Source organism: Sanguibacter gelidistatuariae (assembly GCF_900096585.1).
Classification (GTDB): domain Bacteria; phylum Actinomycetota; class Actinomycetes; order Actinomycetales; family Cellulomonadaceae; genus Sanguibacter; species Sanguibacter gelidistatuariae.
Map to the genome: position 1 here is coordinate 14,107 of NZ_FMYH01000005.1, position 19,142 is coordinate 33,248.

Below are 19,142 nucleotides of genomic sequence, written 5' to 3' on the forward strand. Positions count from 1 at the left end.
CCGGTCTCCTTCGATCGCTCTTGGTCAGTTGTGGGCGTGCAGGGGCTTGCCGGCCAGAGCCAGGAAAGCCTCTCCGAGTGCCTCGTTCTGAGTGGGGTGTGCGTGGACGAGCGCGGCGACGTCCTCGGGGTAGGCCTCCCAGTTCACGATGAGCTGGCCCTCTCCGATGAGCTCACCGACGCGGGCGCCGATCATGTGGACGCCGACGACGGGGCCGTCCTTCTGACGGACGAGCTTGATGAAGCCCTGGGTCGCGAGGATCTTGCTCTTGCCGTTACCGCCGAGGTTGTACTCGAGGGTCTCGACCGAGTCCGCACCGAACTGCTCCTTGGCCTTGGCCTCGGTGAGCCCGACCGAAGCGATCTCGGGGTCGGAGTACGTGACGCGCGGGATGCCGGACTCCACGATCGCTGCGGGGTTGAGCCCGAGGATCTGCTCGGCGACGAAGATGCCCTGCGCGAAGCCGCGGTGGGCGAGCTGGAGCCCGGGGACGATGTCGCCCACGGCCCAGATGTTGCCCACGCCGGTGTGCAGCTTGTCGTCGGTGATGACGAAGCCGCGGTCGATCGTGACACCTTGAGCCTCGAAGCCCAGGTCGGCGGTGCGAGCTCCACGGCCGACGGCGACGAGGAGGAGGTCCGCGTCGAAGGTCTTGCCGGACTCGAGCGTGACGTGCACGCCGGAGTCGTCCTGGGTCACGCCGGAGAACCGGTCGCCGAGGTTGAACGCGATGCCGCGCTTGCGGAACGCCCGCTCGAGCGCCTTGCTCAGCGACTCGTCCTCGTTGGGGACCAGGTGCGGCAGGGCTTCGACGATGGTCACGTCGGCGCCGAAGGAGCGCCAGACGCTTGCGAACTCCGAGCCGATGACGCCGCCACCGAGCACGATGACGGACTTAGGGACGTAGTTGAGCTTGAGTGCCTGATCCGACGTCAGGACCCGGCCGCTGATCTCAAGGCCGGGCAGCGAGCGAGAGTACGAGCCGGTCGCCAGGACGATGTTGCGGCCGGTGATCCGCTGGCCGTTGACCTCGACGGTGTCCTGGGCGACGAGCGTGCCCCACCCCTCGAAGACCGTGATGGCGCGGGACTTGATGAGTCCCTGCAGACCCTTGTACAGGCCGGAGACCACGCCGTCCTTGTAGCTGTTCACGCCTGCCATGTCGATGCCCTTGAACTCGGACAGGACACCGAAGTGGCTGCCGTCGCGGGCGTTGTCGGCAAGCTCGGCCGCGTGAAGCAGGGCCTTGGTCGGGACGCAGCCATAGTGCAGGCACGTTCCCCCAAGCTTGTCCGCCTCGATGAGGGCAACCTTCGCTCCGAGCTGAGCGGCGCGCAGCGCCGTGGCGTAGCCACCGCTGCCTCCGCCCAGGACGACGATGTCGAAATCGGTGCCGGGGGTCTCGGCCACGTGTAACTCCTTAGGCGCAATGGGTTTGGTACCTGCCCATCTTGTCATCAAGGTGGCCCGGTCCAAAGTGCAAGTGTGCCGTATCGGTGCGTTGTCGGTGTGATGCTCAAGACATCTCCGGGATATTCCCCCACAAGTTCGTGATCAGGCACGTCGTGAGCGGCCGTAGCCGGGCGCGGGTGAGTCGCGGTCCAGGCTCAGGGGATGCGCAGCGGCAGGATGTATTCTGCCTCCATGTCACGACTGTCTCAGTTGTTCACGCGCCGTTCGGCTCAGCCCGCCGGTTCGCCCGCGCCCGAGGGCTCCGGTGCCCGACGACGCGAGACCCAGGAGCACCTCGCGGAGTTCACCCGCACGCGGGCGAGCGTCGAGGCCTACATCGAACCGCCGTCGGTCGACCAGCCCACGACGATCCTGCTCATCGCGGCCGACGGGGAATGGACCCGGCGTCGGGTGCCGGACGCGGTCGCGGCCCGCAAGATCGCGGCCGAGCTGGCCATCCCGGTCTACGACGTGAACTTCACCGGCTACCCCCAGCGCATGCGCGACTGGAACTCGGCTCAGCGCAAGCGCTGACCCCCACAAGCGCTGAAATGAACGCTGAGTGCGGGCGAATGGCTGTCCAGATCGACGATCTGGCAGCCATTCGCCCGCACTCAGCGGATGAGGCGGGGGTTGCGGTGCGGTGGGTCTACTTCTTCTTGGTGAACGTCTCCAGGTAGGAGAGCATCGTGCGGACGCCGACGCCGGTCCCGCCGACCGGGGTGTATCCGTGGGCTGACCCCTCGTTGAAGGACGGCCCGGCGATGTCCAGGTGGGCCCACGGCGTGCTGCCGGTGAACTCCTTGAGGAACAGCCCGGCCACGAGCATCCCGCCGAAGCGGTCCCCGATGTTGGCGATGTCGGCGACGGCGGAGTCCATGCTCGCGCGCAGCTCGGTGGGCAGCGGCATCGGCCAGAACTGCTCACCGGACTCGCCGGCGGCCGCGGTGACCGCCGCGCGCACGTCGTCGGATCCCATGACCGCCGAGACGCGCGTGCCCAGGGCGACCATCTGCGCACCGGTCAGGGTGGCGATGTCGAGGATGACGTCAGGGTTCTCCTCGCCCGCCGCGACGAGTCCGTCGGCCAGGACGAGCCGACCCTCAGCGTCGGTGTTGAGCACCTCGACGGTCGTCCCGCCGCGGACGGTGATGACGTCGGAGGGGCGCTGCGCGGTGCCCGAGGGCATGTTCTCCGCGAGGCACAACCACCCGGTCACGGCGACCGGCAGGCCCAGCTTGGCGGCGGCGAGCACGGTGTGCAGGACGGCGGCCGCACCGGCCATGTCCGACTTCATCGCCTCCATGCCCTTGGCGGGCTTGATCGAGATGCCACCCGAGTCGAAGGTGATGCCCTTGCCCACGAGCGCGATCTTCGCGGCCGGGCGGGCGGGGGTGTAGGAGAGCTTGACCAGGCGGGGGCCGCGGGTCGAGCCCAGGCCGACGCCGAGCAGCCCGCCGTAGCCGCCTGCGGTCAGGGCCTTCTCGTCGAGGACCGTGACCTTGATGCTCGTGCCCTTGGCGGCGGTCTTGGCGATCTCGGCGAAAGCCGCGGGGAACAGGTCGTTGGGTGCGGTGTTGACGAGGTCGCGGGTGGCATGCACGGCGTCCGCGACGACGCGGGCCCGCTCACCGGCTGCCTTGACGCGGGCCTGACCGGCCAGCGGGGTCGAGATGGTGATCGACGTCAGCGGGGTGCCCGCGGTCGCCGCCTCACCCGTGCGGTAGGTCCGGAACGCGTATGCCCCGAGCAGGGCGCCCTCGGCGACCGCCGCGACGTCGTGCTCCTCGCCGGCGGGCAGCGCGATGACCGCGGAGGCCACGCCACCCAGGGTGCGGGTGGCTGCGCCGGCGGCGCGGCGCAGCGCCTCGGGGGTGAGGGACGCGACGGCGCCGAGCCCGGTGAGCACGATGATCTTGGCGCCCAGTCCGGTCCCGCCCGGGATCCGGGTAACGGTGTCCGGGGCACCGCTCACGCCAAGCAGCGTGAGGTCGATGTTCTTGCGGACAGCTTCGGGGAGTGCGTCGCTCGGGCTGAGCGCAGGACCCGCGGGGGTCTGTACGACGCCGATGACGAGCGCATCCGTAGTGAGGCTGGAAAGGTCTTTGCTGGTGAAGGAGAGGTCGGCCACAGGTCGATGATATCCCCGCCGCCCCGCGCGCCGCCGGGACCACGTGCACCAGCGGGGCCACCCGGGCGGTAATCTCGACCGTGTGTTCGCGCCCCTGACCTACCTCATCATGGCTGCAGCGACCGCTCAGGCGGCCTGGGCGGTCTGGTTTGCGATCAAGGACCGCGCGGTCATCCTCAAGCAGCTCTGGGGCGGCGCCGTCGTCGAGGCGCTGCTGCTGGTCCAGGTGTTCGTCGCCGCCGGCATGCTCTTGGCAGGTGACCATGACATCGCCGTTGGTGAGTTCTGGGGATATCTCGTGACGGTCCTCATCATCTTGCCCTTCGCGGCCGCCTGGGCCTTCGCCGAGCGGACCCGGTGGAGTTCGGTGGTCATGGTGGTCGCGGCGGTCACGGTCGTCTTCCTGGAGTGGCGACTCGTGCAGATCTGGACCCGGACAGGATGAGCCTCATGAACCCCGCACCGACCGACCCATCATCGATCGACCCGACATCGATCGACCCGACCGTCGCCCGTCCCACGAACGCCGGTTTCGGACGGCTGCTCGTCCTGGTCTACGCGATCCTCGCCCTCGCGGCGACCGTGCGGGCCCTCTACCAGCTCCTCGCGCACGGCGACCAGGCACCGCTGGCCTACGCGTTGTCGCTGCTCGCGGGCGTCGTCTACATCGTCGCGACGATCGCGCTCGCCCGCGGCGGTGGCCGGTGGCGCACGGTCGCCTGGGTGGCCTGCTCCTTCGAGCTCGTCGGTGTGCTCACGGTCGGCGTGGCCACGATCGCCGACGCCGACGCCTTCCCCGAGAGCACGGTGTGGTCTTCCTTCGGCCAGGGCTACGGCTACATCCCGCTCGTCCTGCCGGTCGTCGGCCTCCTCTGGTTGTGGCGCACCCGCGGCCACGACGGCCCCGCCTAGGTGCCGTCGACCTCTTTCGTGATCTCCCGAGTCTGATCCGCTTGTGTACCCAAGGAGCCCGGCACTCTCATGATCTACCGCTTCGTCTTCACCACGTTCTTCGCCCGGATGGACCCGGAGAAGGCGCACACCCTGGTCTTCAAGCTGATCGCCGCGGTCGGCCGGGTCCCGGTGCTGAACGGCATCATCCAGGGCGCGCTCGCGCCCTACCTGCGCGACGGCGGCGTCACGGTCTTCGGCCGTAGGGTCCCGGCGCCCTTCGGCCTGGCGGGCGGCTTCGACAAGAACGCCGAGGCGATCCGTGGTCTGACGATGATGGGCTTCGGGTTCATCGAGATCGGGACAGTGACCGCCCACGCCCAGCCGGGCAACGACAAGCCCCGGATGTGGCGCGAGATCCCGATCGGCGGGGTCCGCAACCGGATGGGCTTCAACAACGAGGGCGCTGCGGCGGCAGCCGAGCGGCTGCGCGACCTGCGTTCGACAAAGTCGGGCCGGGCGGTCTTCGTCGGGGCGAACATCGGCAAGACGAAGGTCACCCCCGCAGCCGAGGCCGCCGGTGACTACGCGACGAGCGCGAGCCTGCTCGCGCCGTGGGCCGACTACCTCGTGGTCAACGTGTCCTCCCCGAACACCCCGGGGCTGCGAGACCTGCAGTCCGTGGACGCGCTCCGCCCGATTCTCGTAGCGGTCCGCGAGGCAGCCGACCGCGCGACCGAGGCAGCGGGTCGGCCCCGACTCCCGCTCCTGGTCAAGATCGCCCCCGACCTTGCCGACGACGACGTCGACGCGGTCGCCGACCTCGCCCTCGAGCTGGGGCTGGACGGCGTGGTCGCGGTGAACACGACGATCAACCACGACCTAGGCGAGGGCGGGCTCTCCGGTCGTCCGCTGCTGCCGCGCGGCCTGGCCGTCGTGCGCCGCCTGCGCGCGCGGCTGGGGGAGGACCCTGTGATCATCGGAGTCGGTGGCATCACGACACCCGCCGACGCCCGTGCCTACCTCGACGCCGGTGCGAACCTCACCCAGGGGTACACCGCATTCATCTACGAGGGGCCGTTCTGGGCCGCTCGGATCAACAAGGAGCTCGCCCGATGATCCCTCCCCAGTGGTTGTGGGAGTTCCGCGATGTGACCGGGACCGTCTTGCCCGAGCCGACGAGCCCCGTCTTCACCAACCAGTACGACGCCGAGCAGTGGCTCGGACAGACCTGGCGCGAACTGGCCGCGGCGGGCGTGGCGGACGCCGTCGTCCTGCACTCCGGGGTGCCGGCCGCGCCGGCGGTGCAGCTCTCGACCACGCTGGCCTGATCGAGGAACCGGCGTCGACTCCTCCTCCGCAGCACGGAACACAGACGAGGCCTCCAGGACACGTGTCCTGGAGGCCTCGTCTGTTCGCGGAAGGTGCCAGATCAGACCGCGCGCGACGCCGGGGCGCCCTCGGCTGTCTTGGCCGGGTCGCGCTCGACGACGCCACCGAGGATCGTGTCGATCCGCGCGAGCAGCTCGGCGGGGATCACGACGCCGGAGGCCTTGACGTTCTCGGCGACCTGCTCGGGGCGCGAGGCCCCGATGAGCGCCGCGGCGACGTTCTTGTTCTGCAGGACCCAGGCGACCGCGAGCTGGGCGAGGGACAGGCCCAGCTCGTCCGCGACGGGGGTGAGCTGCTGGACCCGCTCGAGCACGTCGTCGTGCATGAAGCGCTTGATGAAGTTCGCGCCGCCCTTGGAGTCGGTCGCGCGCGAGCCCTCGGGCAGCGGCGCGCCGGGCTTGTACTTGCCGGTGAGCACACCCTGGGCGACCGGCGACCAGACGATCTGGGAGATACCGAGCTCGGCCGAGGCCGGGACGACCTCGTCCTCGATGACGCGCCACAGCATGGAGTACTGCGGCTGAGAGGAGACGAGCTGGAAGCCGAGCTCCTTGGACAGGGCGTGCCCGGCCCGGATCTGCTCGGCCGTCCACTCGCTCACGCCGATGTAGAGGGCCTTGCCCTGGCGCACGATGTCGGCGAAGGCCTGCATCGTCTCCTCGAGCGGCGTCTCGGTGTCGTAGCGGTGCGCCTGGTACAGGTCGACGTAGTCGGTGCCCAAGCGGGTGAGGGAGCCGTTGATGGACTCCATGATGTGCTTGCGGGACAGGCCCGTGTCGTTGGGGCCGCCCGGGCCGGTGGGCCAGTAGACCTTCGTGAAGATCTCCAAGCTCGCGCGACGCTGCCCCTTGAGGGCGTCCCCGAGGACCTGCTCGGCCTTCGTGTTTGCGTAGACGTCCGCGGTGTCGAAGCTCGTGATGCCCGCGTCGAGGGCGGCGTGCACGCACTTCGTCGCGGTCTCGTTCTCGACCTGCGAGCCGTGCGTGAGCCAGTTGCCGTAGGTGATCTCAGAGATCTTCAGACCAGAGTTGCCAAGGTATCGATAATTGACCATTGGACAACACTAGCCGTGTGTCAGGACGGATACTCCCCGTGCTTGACCATCGGCTTGGGCAGGCGGGCCCGGCGGATCTGGAAGGCACGCATGACCGCGTACATCATCGTCCCGCGGACGACTGCGTCGGCGCCGAACTTTGCCACGAGGCGCTTCTTGAGCATCCGCCACATGATCGCGGAGTCGACGATCGCCACGAGGACCACGACGTAGACCGCGAGGATGGCCAGCACCGCGAGACCGGGTGCCTTGCTGGAGACGAAGGTCAGCACGAGGAAGGCAGCCGCGATGAAGAGGAAGTACTCGGCGACGTTGCGCCGGGCGTCGACGTAGTTGCGGATGTAGCGGCGTAGCTGTCCGCGGTCGCGCGGGGGAAGATTCTTCTCGTCACCGGACTTCATCGCCTGGTACTCGAGGTCGCGGGACTCGCGCTGCTTGGAGCGGGCGGCCTTCGCGGCGGCGCGGCGGTCGTCCGGGACCAGCGGGCGCTTGTTCGCAGCCTCGGAGACCTTCCGCTTGGGCGTCGGGCGCCCCTTGCTTCCGGGCTGCTCGATCTCAGCAGCAGCAGTGACCGGGTCGACTGCGGATGCGACGTCTGAGGACTTCTTCCGTGAGAACACATGCCCATGCTAGTGGACTGCGAAGGGGCCCAAGAGCGCGATACGGTGCTGGGATGAGCGATCCTCTCAACCTCCGTGCCCGTGTCAGCCAGCTCTTCCCCGCGCTGCGGGAGGACCTGGAGGCACTTGTCCGTATTCCCAGCGTCTCCGCGCCCGCCTTCGACCAGTCCCACGTCGCGGCGAGCGCCGAGGCCGTCGCCGAGCTGCTGCGCGGCGCAGGTCTCGACGACGTCCAGATTCTCACCGCCGGCGGCAGCCGTCCCGCGGTGATCGCCCGGCGCGCGGCGCCCGAGGGCGGACCGACCGTGCTGCTCTACGCCCACCATGACGTCCAGCCGCCCGGGAACCGGACCGACTGGGAGAGCGACCCCTTCATCCCGACCGAGCGTGAAGGGCGCCTCTACGGGCGCGGCGCGGCCGACGACAAGGCCGGGATCATCGCCCACCTGGGTGCGCTACGGACGCTGGGGGAGGACCTGGCCGTGGGGGTCACAGTCTTCGTCGAGGGGGAAGAGGAGATCGGCTCGCCGTTCTTCGTCGAGTTCCTCACCGCCCACGCCGCGCTGCTGCGCGCTGACGTCATCGTCGTGGCCGACTCCGCCAACTGGAAGGTCGGCGTCCCCGGCCTGACCACGTCGCTGCGCGGGTTGGTGGACTGCGAGGTCGAGCTCACGACGGCTTCCCACGCGATCCACTCGGGCATGTTCGGCGGCCCCGTCCTGGACGCGATCACCCTGCTCTCCCGGCTCGTGGCCACCCTGCACGACGACGCAGGGAACGTCGCGGTCGCGGGTCTGGCCCATGCACCGGACCCCACGGTCGACTACGACGAGGCAGACTTCCGGGCCGACTCCGGGGTCCTGGACTCCGTCACCCTCGCCGGCACCGGGCCGATCTCGGCGCGCCTGTGGACCCGCCCGGCCCTGTCCGTCATCGGCTTCGACGCCCCGAGCGTCGCCCTGTCCTCGAACACGATCATTCCGAAGGCCACCGCCAAGCTTTCGCTGCGGATCGCCGCCGGTCAGGACCCGGCCGCCGCGCTGGCCGCGCTGCGCGCGCACCTGGAGTCCCACGCGCCCTTCGGCGCGCAGGTCGTCGTGCGCGACGGCGAGCTGGGTCGTTCTTTCCAGGCGCCGGTCGACTCCGCCGCCATGCGGGCGGCCCGGGCGGCCTTCGAGCAGGCATGGGGGACGCCCCCGGTCGACATCGGCCTCGGCGGGTCGATCCCCTTCATCGCGGACCTGCTCGAGGTGTTCCCCGACGCAGCGATCCTCGTCACCGGGGTCGAAGACCCCGACTCGCGGGCGCACGGCGCGAACGAGTCCGTGCACCTCGGCGAGCTCGAGAAGGTCGTCCTGGCTGAGGCGCTGCTGCTCGCCGCGCTGGCCGAGCAGGGCTGAAAAGCGCTAGTCGCGGTGCGCGACGTCGACCGCGCGCGCCCACGCCGCGACGTCGTCGGGCAGGGTGGGGCTCGTGACGTGGCCGCCCAGCAGGGCAGCCACGTCCGGGGCAGGGATCCGGGACCCGTCCTTGGCCAGGAACCGGCCCGCTACCAGGCCGCGGGCGGACAGCTGCCCACGGCTCGTGACGACCTGCTCGAGGTAGACGATCCGCGGATCCCAGCCCAGCACCCGGCTGGTCACCTCGACGGGCTGGAACAGGGTCAGGGACCGTTTGTACGTCACGGTCGAGGCCGCCACCACGGGGTACCAGCCGCGCTCGGCCAGCGGCTTCGAGCCGCCGCAGTCGGCGATCAGGTTGCTGCGGCCGGAGTCCATGAGGTTGAGGTACACAGCGTTGTTCATGTGCAGATAGATGTCGAGGTCGCCCGGACGGACGCGGGTCCGGGTCACCGACGGATCGAGGATCGTCTGCCCAGGGATCGGACCGCGGGGACGGAACGTGGCGAGCGCAAGCTGGATCTGACGAGTCACCGCCTCACGTTACTACGGGTAGCTCCGGTGCCCTGGACGGCCAGCGCGGCTCACCACATGCGTCACCAAGAACCTCACCAGGACGGCACGGGCTGGTAGTCCAGGGCGCGGGCCGTCTGATCCGCGACCGCCCGGCTGTCGAGGCGGGCGACGAGGCGCAGCGCGGCGTCGAGGCCCGCGACCGACCCCGCAGTCGTGATGATGTCCCCGTCGTCGACGAAGCGTGCGCGGGTGTCGACCAGCGCGCTCGGCTCGGTCGTGGCGAGCAGGTCGATGCTGCCCGGGTGGGTCGTGCACGGGCGACCGGCGAGCAGACCTGCCGCGGCGAGGACCAGAGCCCCGGTCGACACGCCGACCATGAGCGGCACGCTCGCGCGCTGGTCGCGGACCCAGGAGAGGTGCTTCGAGTTGCTCATCCGGGCCTGGGCGCCGGGTCCGCCGGGATAGATGAGCACGTGGAGCGGGCCGGTGTCGCCACCAGCCACGTCGGGGACCATGAGCAGGCCGCCGGCCAGGCGGACCCCGGCCCCGTCGTCGGAGAACGTCACCACGTCCGGCCGTGAGGCGGCAGACTCTGCCCAGCGGGTGAGGACCGTGTACGGGCCGATCAGGTCCAGCTCGTCAGCACCGTCGAAGACGTACAGGCCAAGGCGGAGCGGCCGTGCCGTGCTCACGAGGACCTCCCGAATCACGCATCCACGGGCGGGTCACGCCGACGGCGGACCGACCCGAATGCTCCCAACGTACCGCTCAGAGCCCGGGGAGCGCGAGCATCTGGTCGAGGGCGACCCGCGCCCATTGGGCGTCGTCGCGGTCCACGACGATCTGGTTAGTTGTCCGTCCGGCCACGAGGGACTCCATGATCCAGACCAGGTGCGGCAGGTCGATCCGGTTCATGGTCGAGCAGAAGCACACCGTCGAGTCGAGGTAGTGCACGTTCTTGTCCGGGTGCGCCGCGGCGACCCGGCGGACGAGGTTGAGCTCGGTCCCGATCGCCCACGAGGACCCCGGCTCGGCGGCGTTGAGCATGGTGATGATGTACTCGGTCGACCCGACGAAGTCGGCCGCCTCGACGACCTCGTTCTTGCACTCGGGGTGCACCAGGACGTTGATCCCCGGGACGGCGGCCCGGATGTCGGTGACGTTGCGCTCGGAGAAGCGTCCGTGGACCGAGCAGTGCCCGCGCCACAGGATCATCCGGGCGTTCCTCAGCTCCTCGGTGGTCAGGCCGCCGCCGGGCTTGCGCGGGTCGAAGACGACGCAGTCCGCCGCGGTGAAGCCAAGCTTGATCATCGCGGTGTTGCGCCCCAGGTGCTGGTCGGGCATGAACAGGACCTTGCCGGTCCCGTCGACCCCGCCGACCTGGTCGAAGGCCCACCGCAGGGCCACCTCGGCGTTGGAGGAGGTGCACACGGTCCCGGCGTGACGCCCCGTGAACGCCTTGATCGCGGCCGTGGAGTTCATGTACGTGACCGGGAGGGTCACGTCGGCGATCCCGGCGTCGGTGAGCACGTCCCAGCACTCCTCGACCTGGTTGATCGCGGCCATGTCCGCCATCGAGCAGCCGGCCGCGAGGTCGGGGAGGATGACCTGCTGGGCGTCGGAGGTGAGGATGTCGGCGCTCTCGGCCATGAAGTGCACACCGCAGAAGATGATGAACTCGGCCTCGGGCCGGGCGGCGGCCTCGCGCGCGAGCTTGAAGGAGTCGCCCGTGACGTCGGCGAAGTCGATGACCTCGTCGCGCTGGTAGTGGTGACCGAGGATGAACGCACGGTCACCCAGGGCGGCGCGCGCCACCCGGGCCCGGGCGACCAGATCGGGATCGCTCGCGGCGGGCAGGTCGCCCGTGCACTCCACGCCACGCTCAGAGGACAGGTCTTTGTTCTGTCCCAGGAGCAGCAGCGCCGGTGAGGCGGACGGTTCGGTGAAGGACGAGTTCAACAGTGTGCTCACGGGGCCAATCGTCTCACAGGGCCAGCTCCGGCGGCTGGGGCTTCCGCCGCGTCGGAGTGGCCCGCGGCGAGCTGCCGGTAGGTGAAGATGGGTCCATGCACGTACTGATCGCCCCCGACCGGTTCGCCGGCGCGGACACCGACTCGACCGACTCCACCACATCCACCGACTTCACCGGCGCCGACGGTACGCGCCGGATCGGCGCGGCGCTGGTGGCCGGGTGGCTGCGGGGCGCGACCCACGACACCGTGGATCTGTGCCCGCTGTCCGACGGCGGGCCCGGCTTCGCAGGTCTCCTCGCCCAGGCCTGTGGTTGGGCGCCCCCGGACGCCGACGGCGTGCTGGGAGTCGCCGGGGCGAGGACCGCCTACATCGACTCCGCCGTCGCCCTCGCGGCGAGCTCGCAGGACGGGTCCGCACCCGTAGCCGCGCAGATCGAACGCGCGATCGCCGCGGGCGCGACCCGCATCGTCGTCGGGCTGGGTACACCCACAGACCTGCCCGGCCTGCCCGACGCCGGGGCCGGGCTGCTCGCGGCCCTCGGGGTGCGGGGTCTCGGTGCACGTGGCCTCGGCGGCGAGGCTCCTCGCCCCGACGGGCTGGGAGAGGTCCTCGACCGACTGCGGGGGATCGACCTCGTTGCCGCCACGGCGACCGACATCCCGCTGCTCGGTCTGCACGGGGCGAGCGCCGGCGCGGCCGACGCCGGAGCGTCGACCCGCGAGGCAGCCCAGCAGCGCGAGCGGGAGATCGGGCGGGTCGCCGATGCCCTGTGGCAGGCGCGCGAACGTGCGCGGGCAGCGAGTCCCAGCGCGGGTCTGCTCGCTCTCGCGCCCGCCCAGGCCGTGATGGTCACGCCCCGGGCCCGGGATCTGACCGCGCTGCCCGGGGCGGGGGCCGGCGGCGGGCTGGGCTTCGCGCTCGCCCTGCTCGGCGCCCGGCTGCTGCCCGGTGCCACCGTCTACGCCCAGGTGGTCGGTCTCACCGCCCGGGCCCAGTCCGCGGACCTGGTGATCACCGCCCGCGAGGACCTCGACGGTGCCTCCTTCCACGGGTCGGGGGTCGAGCAGGCCGCGCTCGCGGCCAGCGGCTACGGCATCGCGTGCGTGGCCCTGGCCGAGCGGAGCATGATGAACCGCCGCGAGCTGGCGGCCGTGGGCCTCAGCGCGTCCTACCCGTTGCGGCCCGACGGCGCCGGCTCTCAACGCGCTGAGTCCGTCGAGGCTCGGGCGGGGGCCGTCGCCGAGCGGGTCGCACGATCGTGGTCGCCGTCCTGGTCCGGGGCGGCGCCGGGACCCTCGTGAGGGACCTCGTCCCCGCCGCCAGGGTCGCCGGGGAGGATCGACGGTCGGTCGAGGGCTTAGGCTGGTGGAACAAAACCCGACGGCGCATGGTTGCTGATGATCGTGGGCTGTGACGGAAGTTGCATCCATCGCGAGACACCGACTGTTCGTCACTAGTTTTCTTCACTGTGGGGAGACACCATGAGCGAGACCACCGAGACTGCAACCCACGGCGTGCTGCTGTCTGACTTTGCCGGCCAGAAGATCCGCGCCCTGCTCGAGCAGGAGGGCCGCGACGACCTGCGCCTGCGCGTCGCTGTCCAGCCCGGCGGCTGCTCCGGCCTGATCTACCAGCTGTACTTCGACGAGCGCGTGCTCGAGGGCGATGCACTGCGCGACTACGACGGTGTTGAGGTCGTCGTGGACAAGATGAGCGTCCCCTACCTCGAGGGCGCCACGATCGACTTCGCGGACACGATCGAGAAGCAGGGCTTCACGATCGACAACCCGAACGCCGGCGAAGGCTGTGCCTGTGGCGGCTCCTTCGCCTGAGCATGATCCACCCGATCAGGGTGGCGACACGAGCGGGGTCTGGGTGCTGGTCACCCGGACCCCGCTCGTGTCATGTCCGGACGGATCAGCCGCCGATCCGGACCGTGATCGCCTGGAACGGGCCGTCGTCGGCATCGACGTCGATCGATTCTTCGATCGTGTGTCCGCGCATCCTGGCCCAGGCGGGGACGTCGTAGACCGCGGCGGGATCGGTCGACCACACGGTCACCCGATCCCCGTCAGCGAGAGACTGGGCTTGGCGTGCCAGCCGGATCACCGGGATCGGGCAGCGCAGCCCGCGCGCATCGACGACCGTGGCTCGGTCCTTCTCTTCTCCGGTCACAGCGACTCAACACCGAGCATGGCCCGGACCCGGGCGACCGCACCGGGGAGCGTGGCGAGGAACCGTTCCACGTCCGCGAGCGTCGTCGTGCGGTCCACGCCGATGCGCACGTTGCCGTGCGTGAGCACGCCCATGGCGGCGAGCACATGGCTGGGCTCGAGGGCGCTCGACGTGCACGCCGACCCCGAGCCCACCGCAAAACCGGCCCTGTCGAGCTCGGAGACGAGGGCCTCGCCGTCGACGAAGAGGCACGAGAAGGTCGCGACGTGAGGGAGCCGGTCGAGCGGGTCGCCGACCACCTCGACGTCGGCCACGAGCTGGGGGACCCGGGTCCGCACGAGGTCGACGAGCGCGCGCCGTCGGGCGTCCTCAGAGTCACGGTCCTCGATGCAGGCCTGGAGCGCGACCGCAGCCGCGAAGGCCGACGGCACGGCCACGCCGCCGGGGAACCAGGTGCCGGAGTCCTCGGGCCAGTCCGCCGTGGAGCGCACGCCCCGACGCACCACGAGCACGCCGACGCCGGTCGGTCCACCCCAGTCCGCGCTGTCCGCGGCGAGCAGGTCCCAGCTGGTGGGGATCTCGACGTGGCCGAGCGCCGCGCCCGCGTCGACCAGGAGCGGGACGCCCGCCGCGCGGGCCGCATGATGGACGGCCTCGAGGGGCTGCAGAGTGCCCACCTCGCCGTTGGAGTGCTGGAGGGCCGCTAGGGCGACCCCGGGAGAAGCGATCGCCCGGGAGAAGGCGGCGGCGTCGACCCGGCCGAGGGGGTCCACGCCCACGATCTCGTGGCGGGCTCCGTCCGGGCCGCGCGCGGTGACGAAGGCCGCGGCGTCGAGCACAGCCGCGCGCTCGACCGCCGAGGTGACGACGGTCGTCCCGGTCCGCCGGCGGCCGAGGGCGACCGCGCGGACCCCCGCGTGCAACGCGGCGACGTGCGAGGGGGCGAAGTGGACCTCTTCGGTGCGGGCGCCCACCGCGCCCGCGACCGCCTCGCGGGCGCCCCAGAGCAGAGCCGCGGCGCGGCGGGACTCTGAGTGCAGACGGTGAGGATCCGCCCAGCCCTCGGCCAGAGCCTGGTCGAGGGCCTGGCGCGCGAGGGGGTGCAGGCGAGCACTCCCGCCGGCGTCCAGGTGGACCCGGGCGGAGGGAGCGGCAGGCGTCGGGCGGGGGGAGCTGGCGTGCGAAGCTACGGGATCGACCACCCACCCACGGTAGCGCGGCACTCTGGGCGCGAGGTCGGCGCGCAGTTGGGGCGTGGCGCCCGGGGCCTCCGCGAGGGACATTCAGGGCTTTAGGTCCTAGGTTCGTGACAGACCCGAGAGCCGTGTTAGAAAGACGTCAAGGTGCCACATTTCTCACACCCGTCTGGCGTGCTCAGGGCCCGTTCTGGCCCCAACCCGCGATACGCTTCATGCTATCGAGGACGAAGGTCCTGTGTGCTGCCCGTGCTCGGGTAGTGAGCAGGACGTGAAGTGAAAGGCCCCCCCTTGCGCTCGGAACGCCCCACTCTTAGTCGGAAGACAGCAGGACGGCTCGTTGTAGCAGCCGCGCTTGTCAGCCTTGCCGTGTCCGGATGTTCCCCCGAAGCCCAGCGTGGCTTCCTCCCGGGGTACGACGACGGACCCGTCACCAACCAGACGGACCGGATCACAGACATGTGGGTCGGTTCATGGGTTGCGGCCCTGATCGTCGGCATCTTCACCTGGGGCCTGATGCTCTGGTGTGTCGTGGCCTACCGCAAGCGTAAGAACGACAAGACGCTTCCGATCCAGACCCGCTACCACCTGCCGCTCGAGATCATGTACACGATCGTGCCGATCGTCATGGTCGGCGTCCTGTTCTTCTTCACCCAGCGCGACATCTCCGAGATGCGCGCGACGGACGCCGAACCGGACGTCACGATCCAGGTGGTCGGCAAGCAGTGGAGCTGGGACTTCAACTACCTGGACTCCGACGTCTACGACACCGGTCAGCACGCCGTCAACGTCGGCGAGCTCACCACGGACCTCGGTGCCCCCGGCACCAACGAGTCGTTCCCGACCCTGTACCTCCCGGTCAACAAGGTCGTGGAGTTCCAGCTCGAGTCGCGGGACGTCATCCACTCCTTCTGGATCCCCGCCTTCATCGACAAGATGGACATGATCCCGTTCCGGACGAACGTCTGGCAGGTCACGCCTACCCGCGAGGGAATCTACGCGGGCAAGTGCGCCGAGCTGTGTGGCGAGTTCCACTCCGGGATGCTGTTCAACGTGAAGGTCGTCTCCCAGGAGGAGTACGACGCACACATGGCCGACCTTGCGGAACTGGGGCAGACCGGGTCTCTCGGGCTCGACCTCAACCGTCAACAACACGAGGCATCCAGTGCCTCCACAGAGGGTGAGCACTGATGGCCAGCGCCGTAGCTGTGGTCCCCGGGCTGGCGCCCTCGCGCCAGAACCTGGGCCGGACCGTGATCAAGTGGATCACGTCGACCGACCACAAGACGATCGGGTACATGTACCTGATCACCTCGTTCATCTTCTTCTGCATCGGCGGCCTGATGGCCCTGGTGATCCGTGCCGAGCTCTTCGAGCCGGGCATCCAGATCGTCCAGAGCAACGAGCAGTACAACCAGCTCTTCACGATGCACGGCACGATCATGCTGCTGCTGTTCGCGACGCCGCTCTTCGCCGGCTTCGCCAACGTGATCATGCCGCTTCAGATCGGTGCACCCGACGTCGCGTTCCCGCGTCTGAACATGTTCGCGTACTGGCTCTACCTCTTCGGTGGTCTTATCGCCTCGGCGGGGTTCTTCACCCCGCAGGGCGCGGCCTCCTTCGGCTGGTTCGCTTACGCACCGCTCTCCAACACGACGTTCAGCCCGGGCCTGGGCGGTGACCTGTGGGTCTTCGGCCTTGTGATGACCGGGTTCGGAACGATCCTCGGTGCGGTCAACTTCATCACCACGATCATCACCATGCGCGCACCCGGCATGACGATGTTCCGCATGCCGATCTTCACCTGGAACACCCTCGTCACGAGCATGCTCGTGCTGATGGCCTTCCCGCCGCTGGCCGCCGCGCTGTTCGCGCTGGGCGCCGACCGGCGACTAGGTGCGCAGATCTTCAACCCCGAGAACGGGGGCGCGATCCTCTGGCAACACCTGTTCTGGTTCTTCGGTCACCCAGAGGTCTACATCATCGCGATCCCCTTCTTCGGGATCGTCAGCGAGATCTTTCCGGTCTTCAGCCGCAAGCCGATCTTCGGGTACAAGGGACTCGTGTACGCGACGATCGCGATCGCTGCGCTGTCGGTGACCGTGTGGGCGCACCACATGTACGCCACCGGCGCGGTCCTGCTGCCGTTCTTCTCCTTCATGACGATGCTTATCGCCGTCCCGACGGGCGTGAAGTTCTTCAACTGGATCGGCACGATGTGGCGGGGCAAGCTCACCTTCGAGACGCCCATGCTCTGGTCGATCGGCTTCCTCATCACGTTCCTCTTCGGTGGCCTGACCGGTGTCATCCTGTCCAGCCCGGTCATGGACTTCCACGTCACAGACTCGTACTTCGTCGTGGCGCACTTCCACTACGTCGTCTTCGGCACCGTCGTGTTCGCAATGTTCGCGGGCTTCTACTTCTGGTGGCCCAAGTTCACCGGTCGGATGCTCAACGAGCGCCTCGGCAAGCTCCACTTCTGGATGCTGTTCGTCGGTTTCCACATGACCTTCCTCATCCAGCACTGGCTTGGTGTCAAGGGCATGCCTCGTCGGTACGCCGACTACATGCCCCAGGAAGGCTTCACCTGGATGAACCAGGTGTCCACGATCGGCGCATTCCTGCTGGCCGCCTCGACCCTGCCGTTCCTGTGGAACATCTACATCACGTGGCGCAACGCGCCGCTGGTGACCGTGGACGACCCGTGGGGCTACGGCGGATCGCTCGAGTGGGCGACGTCCTGCCCGCCGCCTCGCCACAACTTCACCTCGCTCCCGCGGATCCGTTCCGAGCGCCCGGCCTTCGACCTGCACCACCCTGAGGTCGCGGCGATGGACCATCACGGCTCGGAGCAGAAGCACCTTGACCATGTGTTCGGTGAGTCTGACCGCCGCGGAGAGCAAGCGTCCGCAGCGCAGCGTGTCATCGACAACGACGCCCGTGACGAGGGGAGCAACCGATGAAGATCGAGAGCAGACTGTTCGTCTTCCTTGTCCCCTTCTTCCTTGTCGTGGCGCTCTCCTACGGATTGCTGAGCGACTGGGAACCTGTCGGTTCCGTCGGGCTGCTGCTGCTCGTCGGCCTCGTGGCCATGATCGGCTCGTACCTCGTGGTGACCGGGAAGCGGATGGACCCGAGGCCCGAGGACGACCCTTACGGTGAGATCGAGCAGGGCGCCGGCGAGCAGGGTGTGTACGCCCCGTGGAGCTGGTGGCCCCTCGCGATCGCCTCGGGTGCGGCGATCTGCTTCCTGGGCCTGGCTGTCGGCTGGTGGGTCTTCGGGATCGGCGTCGTCGTCTCGATCCTTGCCCTCGTAGGCTGGGTGTTCGAGTTCTCCCGCGGACAGCACGCGCACTGATTGTGATCGACGGGCTCTACGCGCTGACCGAAGAGCAGCACGACTGAACGGCTGAAGTATTTGACGGCGGTGGGACCCAGGCCATGAGCCTGGGTCCCACCGCCGTTCTGCGTCGCGACGCCAGCTTCGCGGGGTACGCAGAAGCGCCCTGTGCGGCGCCACCAGTCCGGGTCGACCACCGAGGGGGTCGTGAGTCTGGAAGGCGTGCACAGGGCGCTGAAGGCATCCTGCAGTCTGCTCGATGACGAGCGGACGTCGATTGATCCGGCAGAACTGGATCAATCAGCGCTGGATCAGGCGGGGAGGATGAGTCCGGCCGTCTGCGTGCGGGCACGCGTGAAGCGGGCGTCGGCGTCGGCCCAGTTGACGATGTTCCACCAGGCTGCGACGTAGTCGGCTCGGACGTTCTGGTAGTCGAGGTAGTACGCGTGCTCCCAGACGTCGAGCAGCACGATCGGCGTCAGGCCCATCGGGATGTTCCCCTGCTGGTCGTAGAGCTGGACGATGATGAGCTTCGAGCCGAGGGAGTCCCAGGCCAGAATGGCCCAGCCGGAGCCCTGCACGCCCGCGGCGACGGCGCCGAAGTGCTTCTTGAAGGCGTCGAAGGAACCGAAGTCCTCGGCGATCGCGGCCGCCAGGTCGCCGGTCGGCTCACCGCCGCCTGCGGGGGAGAGGTTCGTCCAGAACGCGGAGTGGTTGACGTGCCCACCGAGGTTGAACGCCAGGTTCTTCTCGTGCAGGTTGATGGCCGCGAAGTCACCGTTCTCGCGAGCCTCAGCGAGCTTGTCGAGGGCCGTGTTGGCTCCCGTGACGTAGGCCTGGTGGTGCTTGGAGTGGTGAAGCTCCATGATCCGACCCGAGATGTGGGGCTCAAGCGCTCCGTAGTCGTAGCCGAGCTCAGGCAGTGTGTAGACAGCCATGTTCGATCTCCTCCTGGAGGTATCTCGCAACCGTGATGTCGCGACGTCTATAAAAAGCGGATG

Annotated in this window: 21 protein-coding genes; 11 read left to right on the plus strand and 10 right to left on the minus strand. The window is 69.1% G+C overall.

The window, feature by feature from the left end:
• Window positions 1-24: 24 nt before the first annotated feature.
• Entirely contained in the window at window positions 25-1,410 is a 1,386-nt protein-coding gene (gene lpdA / locus BLQ50_RS11550) for a dihydrolipoyl dehydrogenase (protein WP_093183864.1), read from the minus strand.
• Window positions 1,411-1,644: 234 nt separating this feature from the next.
• Here lpdA and BLQ50_RS11555 point away from each other — a divergent pair, with 234 nt between their 5' ends.
• Entirely contained in the window at window positions 1,645-1,986 is a 342-nt protein-coding gene (locus BLQ50_RS11555) for an oxidoreductase (RefSeq protein WP_093183866.1), read from the plus strand.
• A gap of 115 nt (window positions 1,987-2,101) precedes the next feature.
• Here the strand turns inward: BLQ50_RS11555 and BLQ50_RS11560 are convergent, their stop codons facing one another.
• Window positions 2,102-3,583 carry a leucyl aminopeptidase gene (locus BLQ50_RS11560; RefSeq protein WP_093183867.1) on the minus strand — a complete coding sequence of 494 codons (1,482 nt, stop codon included), beginning with the start codon at window positions 3,581-3,583 and terminating at the stop codon, window positions 2,102-2,104.
• A gap of 82 nt (window positions 3,584-3,665) precedes the next feature.
• Here BLQ50_RS11560 and BLQ50_RS11565 point away from each other — a divergent pair, with 82 nt between their 5' ends.
• The 4 genes from BLQ50_RS11565 to BLQ50_RS11580 all read left to right on the plus strand — a co-directional run bounded on the left by BLQ50_RS11565 (window position 3,666) and on the right by BLQ50_RS11580 (window position 5,805).
• Entirely contained in the window at window positions 3,666-4,028 is a 363-nt protein-coding gene (locus tag BLQ50_RS11565; protein ID WP_245701152.1) for a hypothetical protein, read from the plus strand.
• 5 nt (window positions 4,029-4,033) lie between these two features.
• Window positions 4,034-4,495 carry a hypothetical protein gene (locus tag BLQ50_RS11570; RefSeq protein ID WP_175559115.1) on the plus strand — a complete coding sequence of 154 codons (462 nt, stop codon included), beginning with the start codon at window positions 4,034-4,036 and terminating at the stop codon, window positions 4,493-4,495.
• A gap of 69 nt (window positions 4,496-4,564) precedes the next feature.
• A complete protein-coding gene (locus tag BLQ50_RS11575; protein WP_093183868.1) occupies window positions 4,565-5,593 on the plus strand; it encodes a quinone-dependent dihydroorotate dehydrogenase in 1,029 nt (342 codons plus the stop codon).
• Window positions 5,590-5,805, plus strand: a complete 216-nt coding sequence (locus BLQ50_RS11580; protein WP_093183870.1) for a hypothetical protein — start codon at window positions 5,590-5,592, stop codon at window positions 5,803-5,805. The genes BLQ50_RS11575 and BLQ50_RS11580 overlap by 4 nt, the downstream gene beginning before the upstream one ends.
• Window positions 5,806-5,906: 101 nt before the next feature.
• On the opposite strand, the gene BLQ50_RS11585 is transcribed toward BLQ50_RS11580, so the two are convergent.
• A complete protein-coding gene (locus BLQ50_RS11585; protein ID WP_093183871.1) occupies window positions 5,907-6,920 on the minus strand; it encodes an aldo/keto reductase family protein in 1,014 nt (337 codons plus the stop codon).
• Window positions 6,921-6,940: 20 nt separating this feature from the next.
• The gene (locus BLQ50_RS11590; RefSeq protein ID WP_093183873.1) at window positions 6,941-7,540 is read right to left on the minus strand and encodes a DUF3043 domain-containing protein; all 600 of its coding nucleotides are present in this window, start codon (window positions 7,538-7,540) and stop codon (window positions 6,941-6,943) included.
• A gap of 53 nt (window positions 7,541-7,593) precedes the next feature.
• Between BLQ50_RS11590 and BLQ50_RS11595 the strand changes: the two genes are divergently transcribed.
• Entirely contained in the window at window positions 7,594-8,940 is a 1,347-nt protein-coding gene (locus BLQ50_RS11595) for a dipeptidase (protein WP_093183874.1), read from the plus strand.
• Between the two features lie 6 nt (window positions 8,941-8,946).
• Here the strand turns inward: BLQ50_RS11595 and BLQ50_RS11600 are convergent, their stop codons facing one another.
• From BLQ50_RS11600 to nadA, 3 genes are all read right to left on the minus strand, one after another.
• Window positions 8,947-9,474, minus strand: a complete 528-nt coding sequence (locus tag BLQ50_RS11600) for an acyl-CoA thioesterase (RefSeq protein ID WP_093183876.1) — start codon at window positions 9,472-9,474, stop codon at window positions 8,947-8,949.
• A 74-nt stretch (window positions 9,475-9,548) separates the two neighbouring features.
• Window positions 9,549-10,148, minus strand: coding sequence for a DJ-1/PfpI family protein (locus BLQ50_RS11605; RefSeq protein ID WP_093184316.1), 600 nt, complete (start codon window positions 10,146-10,148; stop codon window positions 9,549-9,551).
• A 76-nt stretch (window positions 10,149-10,224) separates the two neighbouring features.
• The gene (gene nadA, locus BLQ50_RS11610; protein ID WP_093183878.1) at window positions 10,225-11,427 is read right to left on the minus strand and encodes a quinolinate synthase NadA; all 1,203 of its coding nucleotides are present in this window, start codon (window positions 11,425-11,427) and stop codon (window positions 10,225-10,227) included.
• A 95-nt stretch (window positions 11,428-11,522) separates the two neighbouring features.
• On the opposite strand from nadA, the gene BLQ50_RS11615 reads away from it, so the two are divergent.
• Together BLQ50_RS11615 and BLQ50_RS11620 are read left to right on the plus strand one after the other, a co-directional pair.
• Window positions 11,523-12,731 carry a glycerate kinase gene (locus tag BLQ50_RS11615; RefSeq protein ID WP_093183879.1) on the plus strand — a complete coding sequence of 403 codons (1,209 nt, stop codon included), beginning with the start codon at window positions 11,523-11,525 and terminating at the stop codon, window positions 12,729-12,731.
• Between the two features lie 180 nt (window positions 12,732-12,911).
• Window positions 12,912-13,262 carry a HesB/IscA family protein gene (locus BLQ50_RS11620; RefSeq protein ID WP_093183881.1) on the plus strand — a complete coding sequence of 117 codons (351 nt, stop codon included), beginning with the start codon at window positions 12,912-12,914 and terminating at the stop codon, window positions 13,260-13,262.
• A gap of 85 nt (window positions 13,263-13,347) precedes the next feature.
• Here the strand turns inward: BLQ50_RS11620 and BLQ50_RS11625 are convergent, their stop codons facing one another.
• Both BLQ50_RS11625 and BLQ50_RS11630 read right to left on the minus strand, forming a co-directional pair.
• Entirely contained in the window at window positions 13,348-13,605 is a 258-nt protein-coding gene (locus BLQ50_RS11625; RefSeq protein WP_093183882.1) for a sulfurtransferase TusA family protein, read from the minus strand.
• The gene (locus tag BLQ50_RS11630) at window positions 13,602-14,807 is read right to left on the minus strand and encodes a cysteine desulfurase family protein (protein ID WP_245701153.1); all 1,206 of its coding nucleotides are present in this window, start codon (window positions 14,805-14,807) and stop codon (window positions 13,602-13,604) included. The genes BLQ50_RS11625 and BLQ50_RS11630 overlap by 4 nt, the downstream gene beginning before the upstream one ends.
• Before the next feature lie 285 nt (window positions 14,808-15,092).
• Between BLQ50_RS11630 and ctaC the strand changes: the two genes are divergently transcribed.
• From ctaC to BLQ50_RS11645, 3 genes are read left to right on the plus strand one after another with little or no spacing between them, the layout of a single operon-like run.
• Window positions 15,093-15,992, plus strand: a complete 900-nt coding sequence (ctaC, locus tag BLQ50_RS11635) for an aa3-type cytochrome oxidase subunit II (protein WP_093183885.1) — start codon at window positions 15,093-15,095, stop codon at window positions 15,990-15,992.
• The gene (ctaD, locus tag BLQ50_RS11640; RefSeq protein ID WP_093183887.1) at window positions 15,992-17,764 is read left to right on the plus strand and encodes an aa3-type cytochrome oxidase subunit I; all 1,773 of its coding nucleotides are present in this window, start codon (window positions 15,992-15,994) and stop codon (window positions 17,762-17,764) included. Before ctaC ends, ctaD begins: the two co-directional genes overlap by 1 nt.
• Window positions 17,761-18,159 carry a cytochrome c oxidase subunit 4 gene (locus BLQ50_RS11645; RefSeq protein WP_093183888.1) on the plus strand — a complete coding sequence of 133 codons (399 nt, stop codon included), beginning with the start codon at window positions 17,761-17,763 and terminating at the stop codon, window positions 18,157-18,159. The genes ctaD and BLQ50_RS11645 overlap by 4 nt, the downstream gene beginning before the upstream one ends.
• A 293-nt stretch (window positions 18,160-18,452) precedes the next feature.
• Here the strand turns inward: BLQ50_RS11645 and BLQ50_RS11650 are convergent, their stop codons facing one another.
• On the minus strand, window positions 18,453-19,079 hold the full coding sequence (locus BLQ50_RS11650) for a superoxide dismutase (RefSeq protein WP_093183890.1): 627 nt from the start codon (window positions 19,077-19,079) through the stop codon (window positions 18,453-18,455).
• Window positions 19,080-19,142 lie beyond the last annotated feature (63 nt).

Excerpts from the sequence above, each read along its gene's own strand:
- BLQ50_RS11555 (WP_093183866.1), top strand. The coding sequence starts at position 1,645 with ATGTCACGACTGTCTCAGTTGTTCACGCGCCGTTCGGCTCAGCCCGCC.
- BLQ50_RS11570 (WP_175559115.1), top strand. The coding sequence starts at position 4,034 with ATGAACCCCGCACCGACCGACCCATCATCGATCGACCCGACATCGATC.
- BLQ50_RS11575 (WP_093183868.1), top strand. The coding sequence starts at position 4,565 with ATGATCTACCGCTTCGTCTTCACCACGTTCTTCGCCCGGATGGACCCG.
- BLQ50_RS11580 (WP_093183870.1), top strand. The coding sequence starts at position 5,590 with ATGATCCCTCCCCAGTGGTTGTGGGAGTTCCGCGATGTGACCGGGACC.
- BLQ50_RS11585 (WP_093183871.1), bottom strand. The coding sequence starts at position 6,920 with ATGGTCAATTATCGATACCTTGGCAACTCTGGTCTGAAGATCTCTGAG.
- BLQ50_RS11595 (WP_093183874.1), top strand. The coding sequence starts at position 7,594 with ATGAGCGATCCTCTCAACCTCCGTGCCCGTGTCAGCCAGCTCTTCCCC.
- BLQ50_RS11615 (WP_093183879.1), top strand. The coding sequence starts at position 11,523 with ATGCACGTACTGATCGCCCCCGACCGGTTCGCCGGCGCGGACACCGAC.
- BLQ50_RS11620 (WP_093183881.1), top strand. The coding sequence starts at position 12,912 with ATGAGCGAGACCACCGAGACTGCAACCCACGGCGTGCTGCTGTCTGAC.
- ctaD (WP_093183887.1), top strand. The coding sequence starts at position 15,992 with ATGGCCAGCGCCGTAGCTGTGGTCCCCGGGCTGGCGCCCTCGCGCCAG.
- BLQ50_RS11645 (WP_093183888.1), top strand. The coding sequence starts at position 17,761 with ATGAAGATCGAGAGCAGACTGTTCGTCTTCCTTGTCCCCTTCTTCCTT.
- BLQ50_RS11650 (WP_093183890.1), bottom strand. The coding sequence starts at position 19,079 with ATGGCTGTCTACACACTGCCTGAGCTCGGCTACGACTACGGAGCGCTT.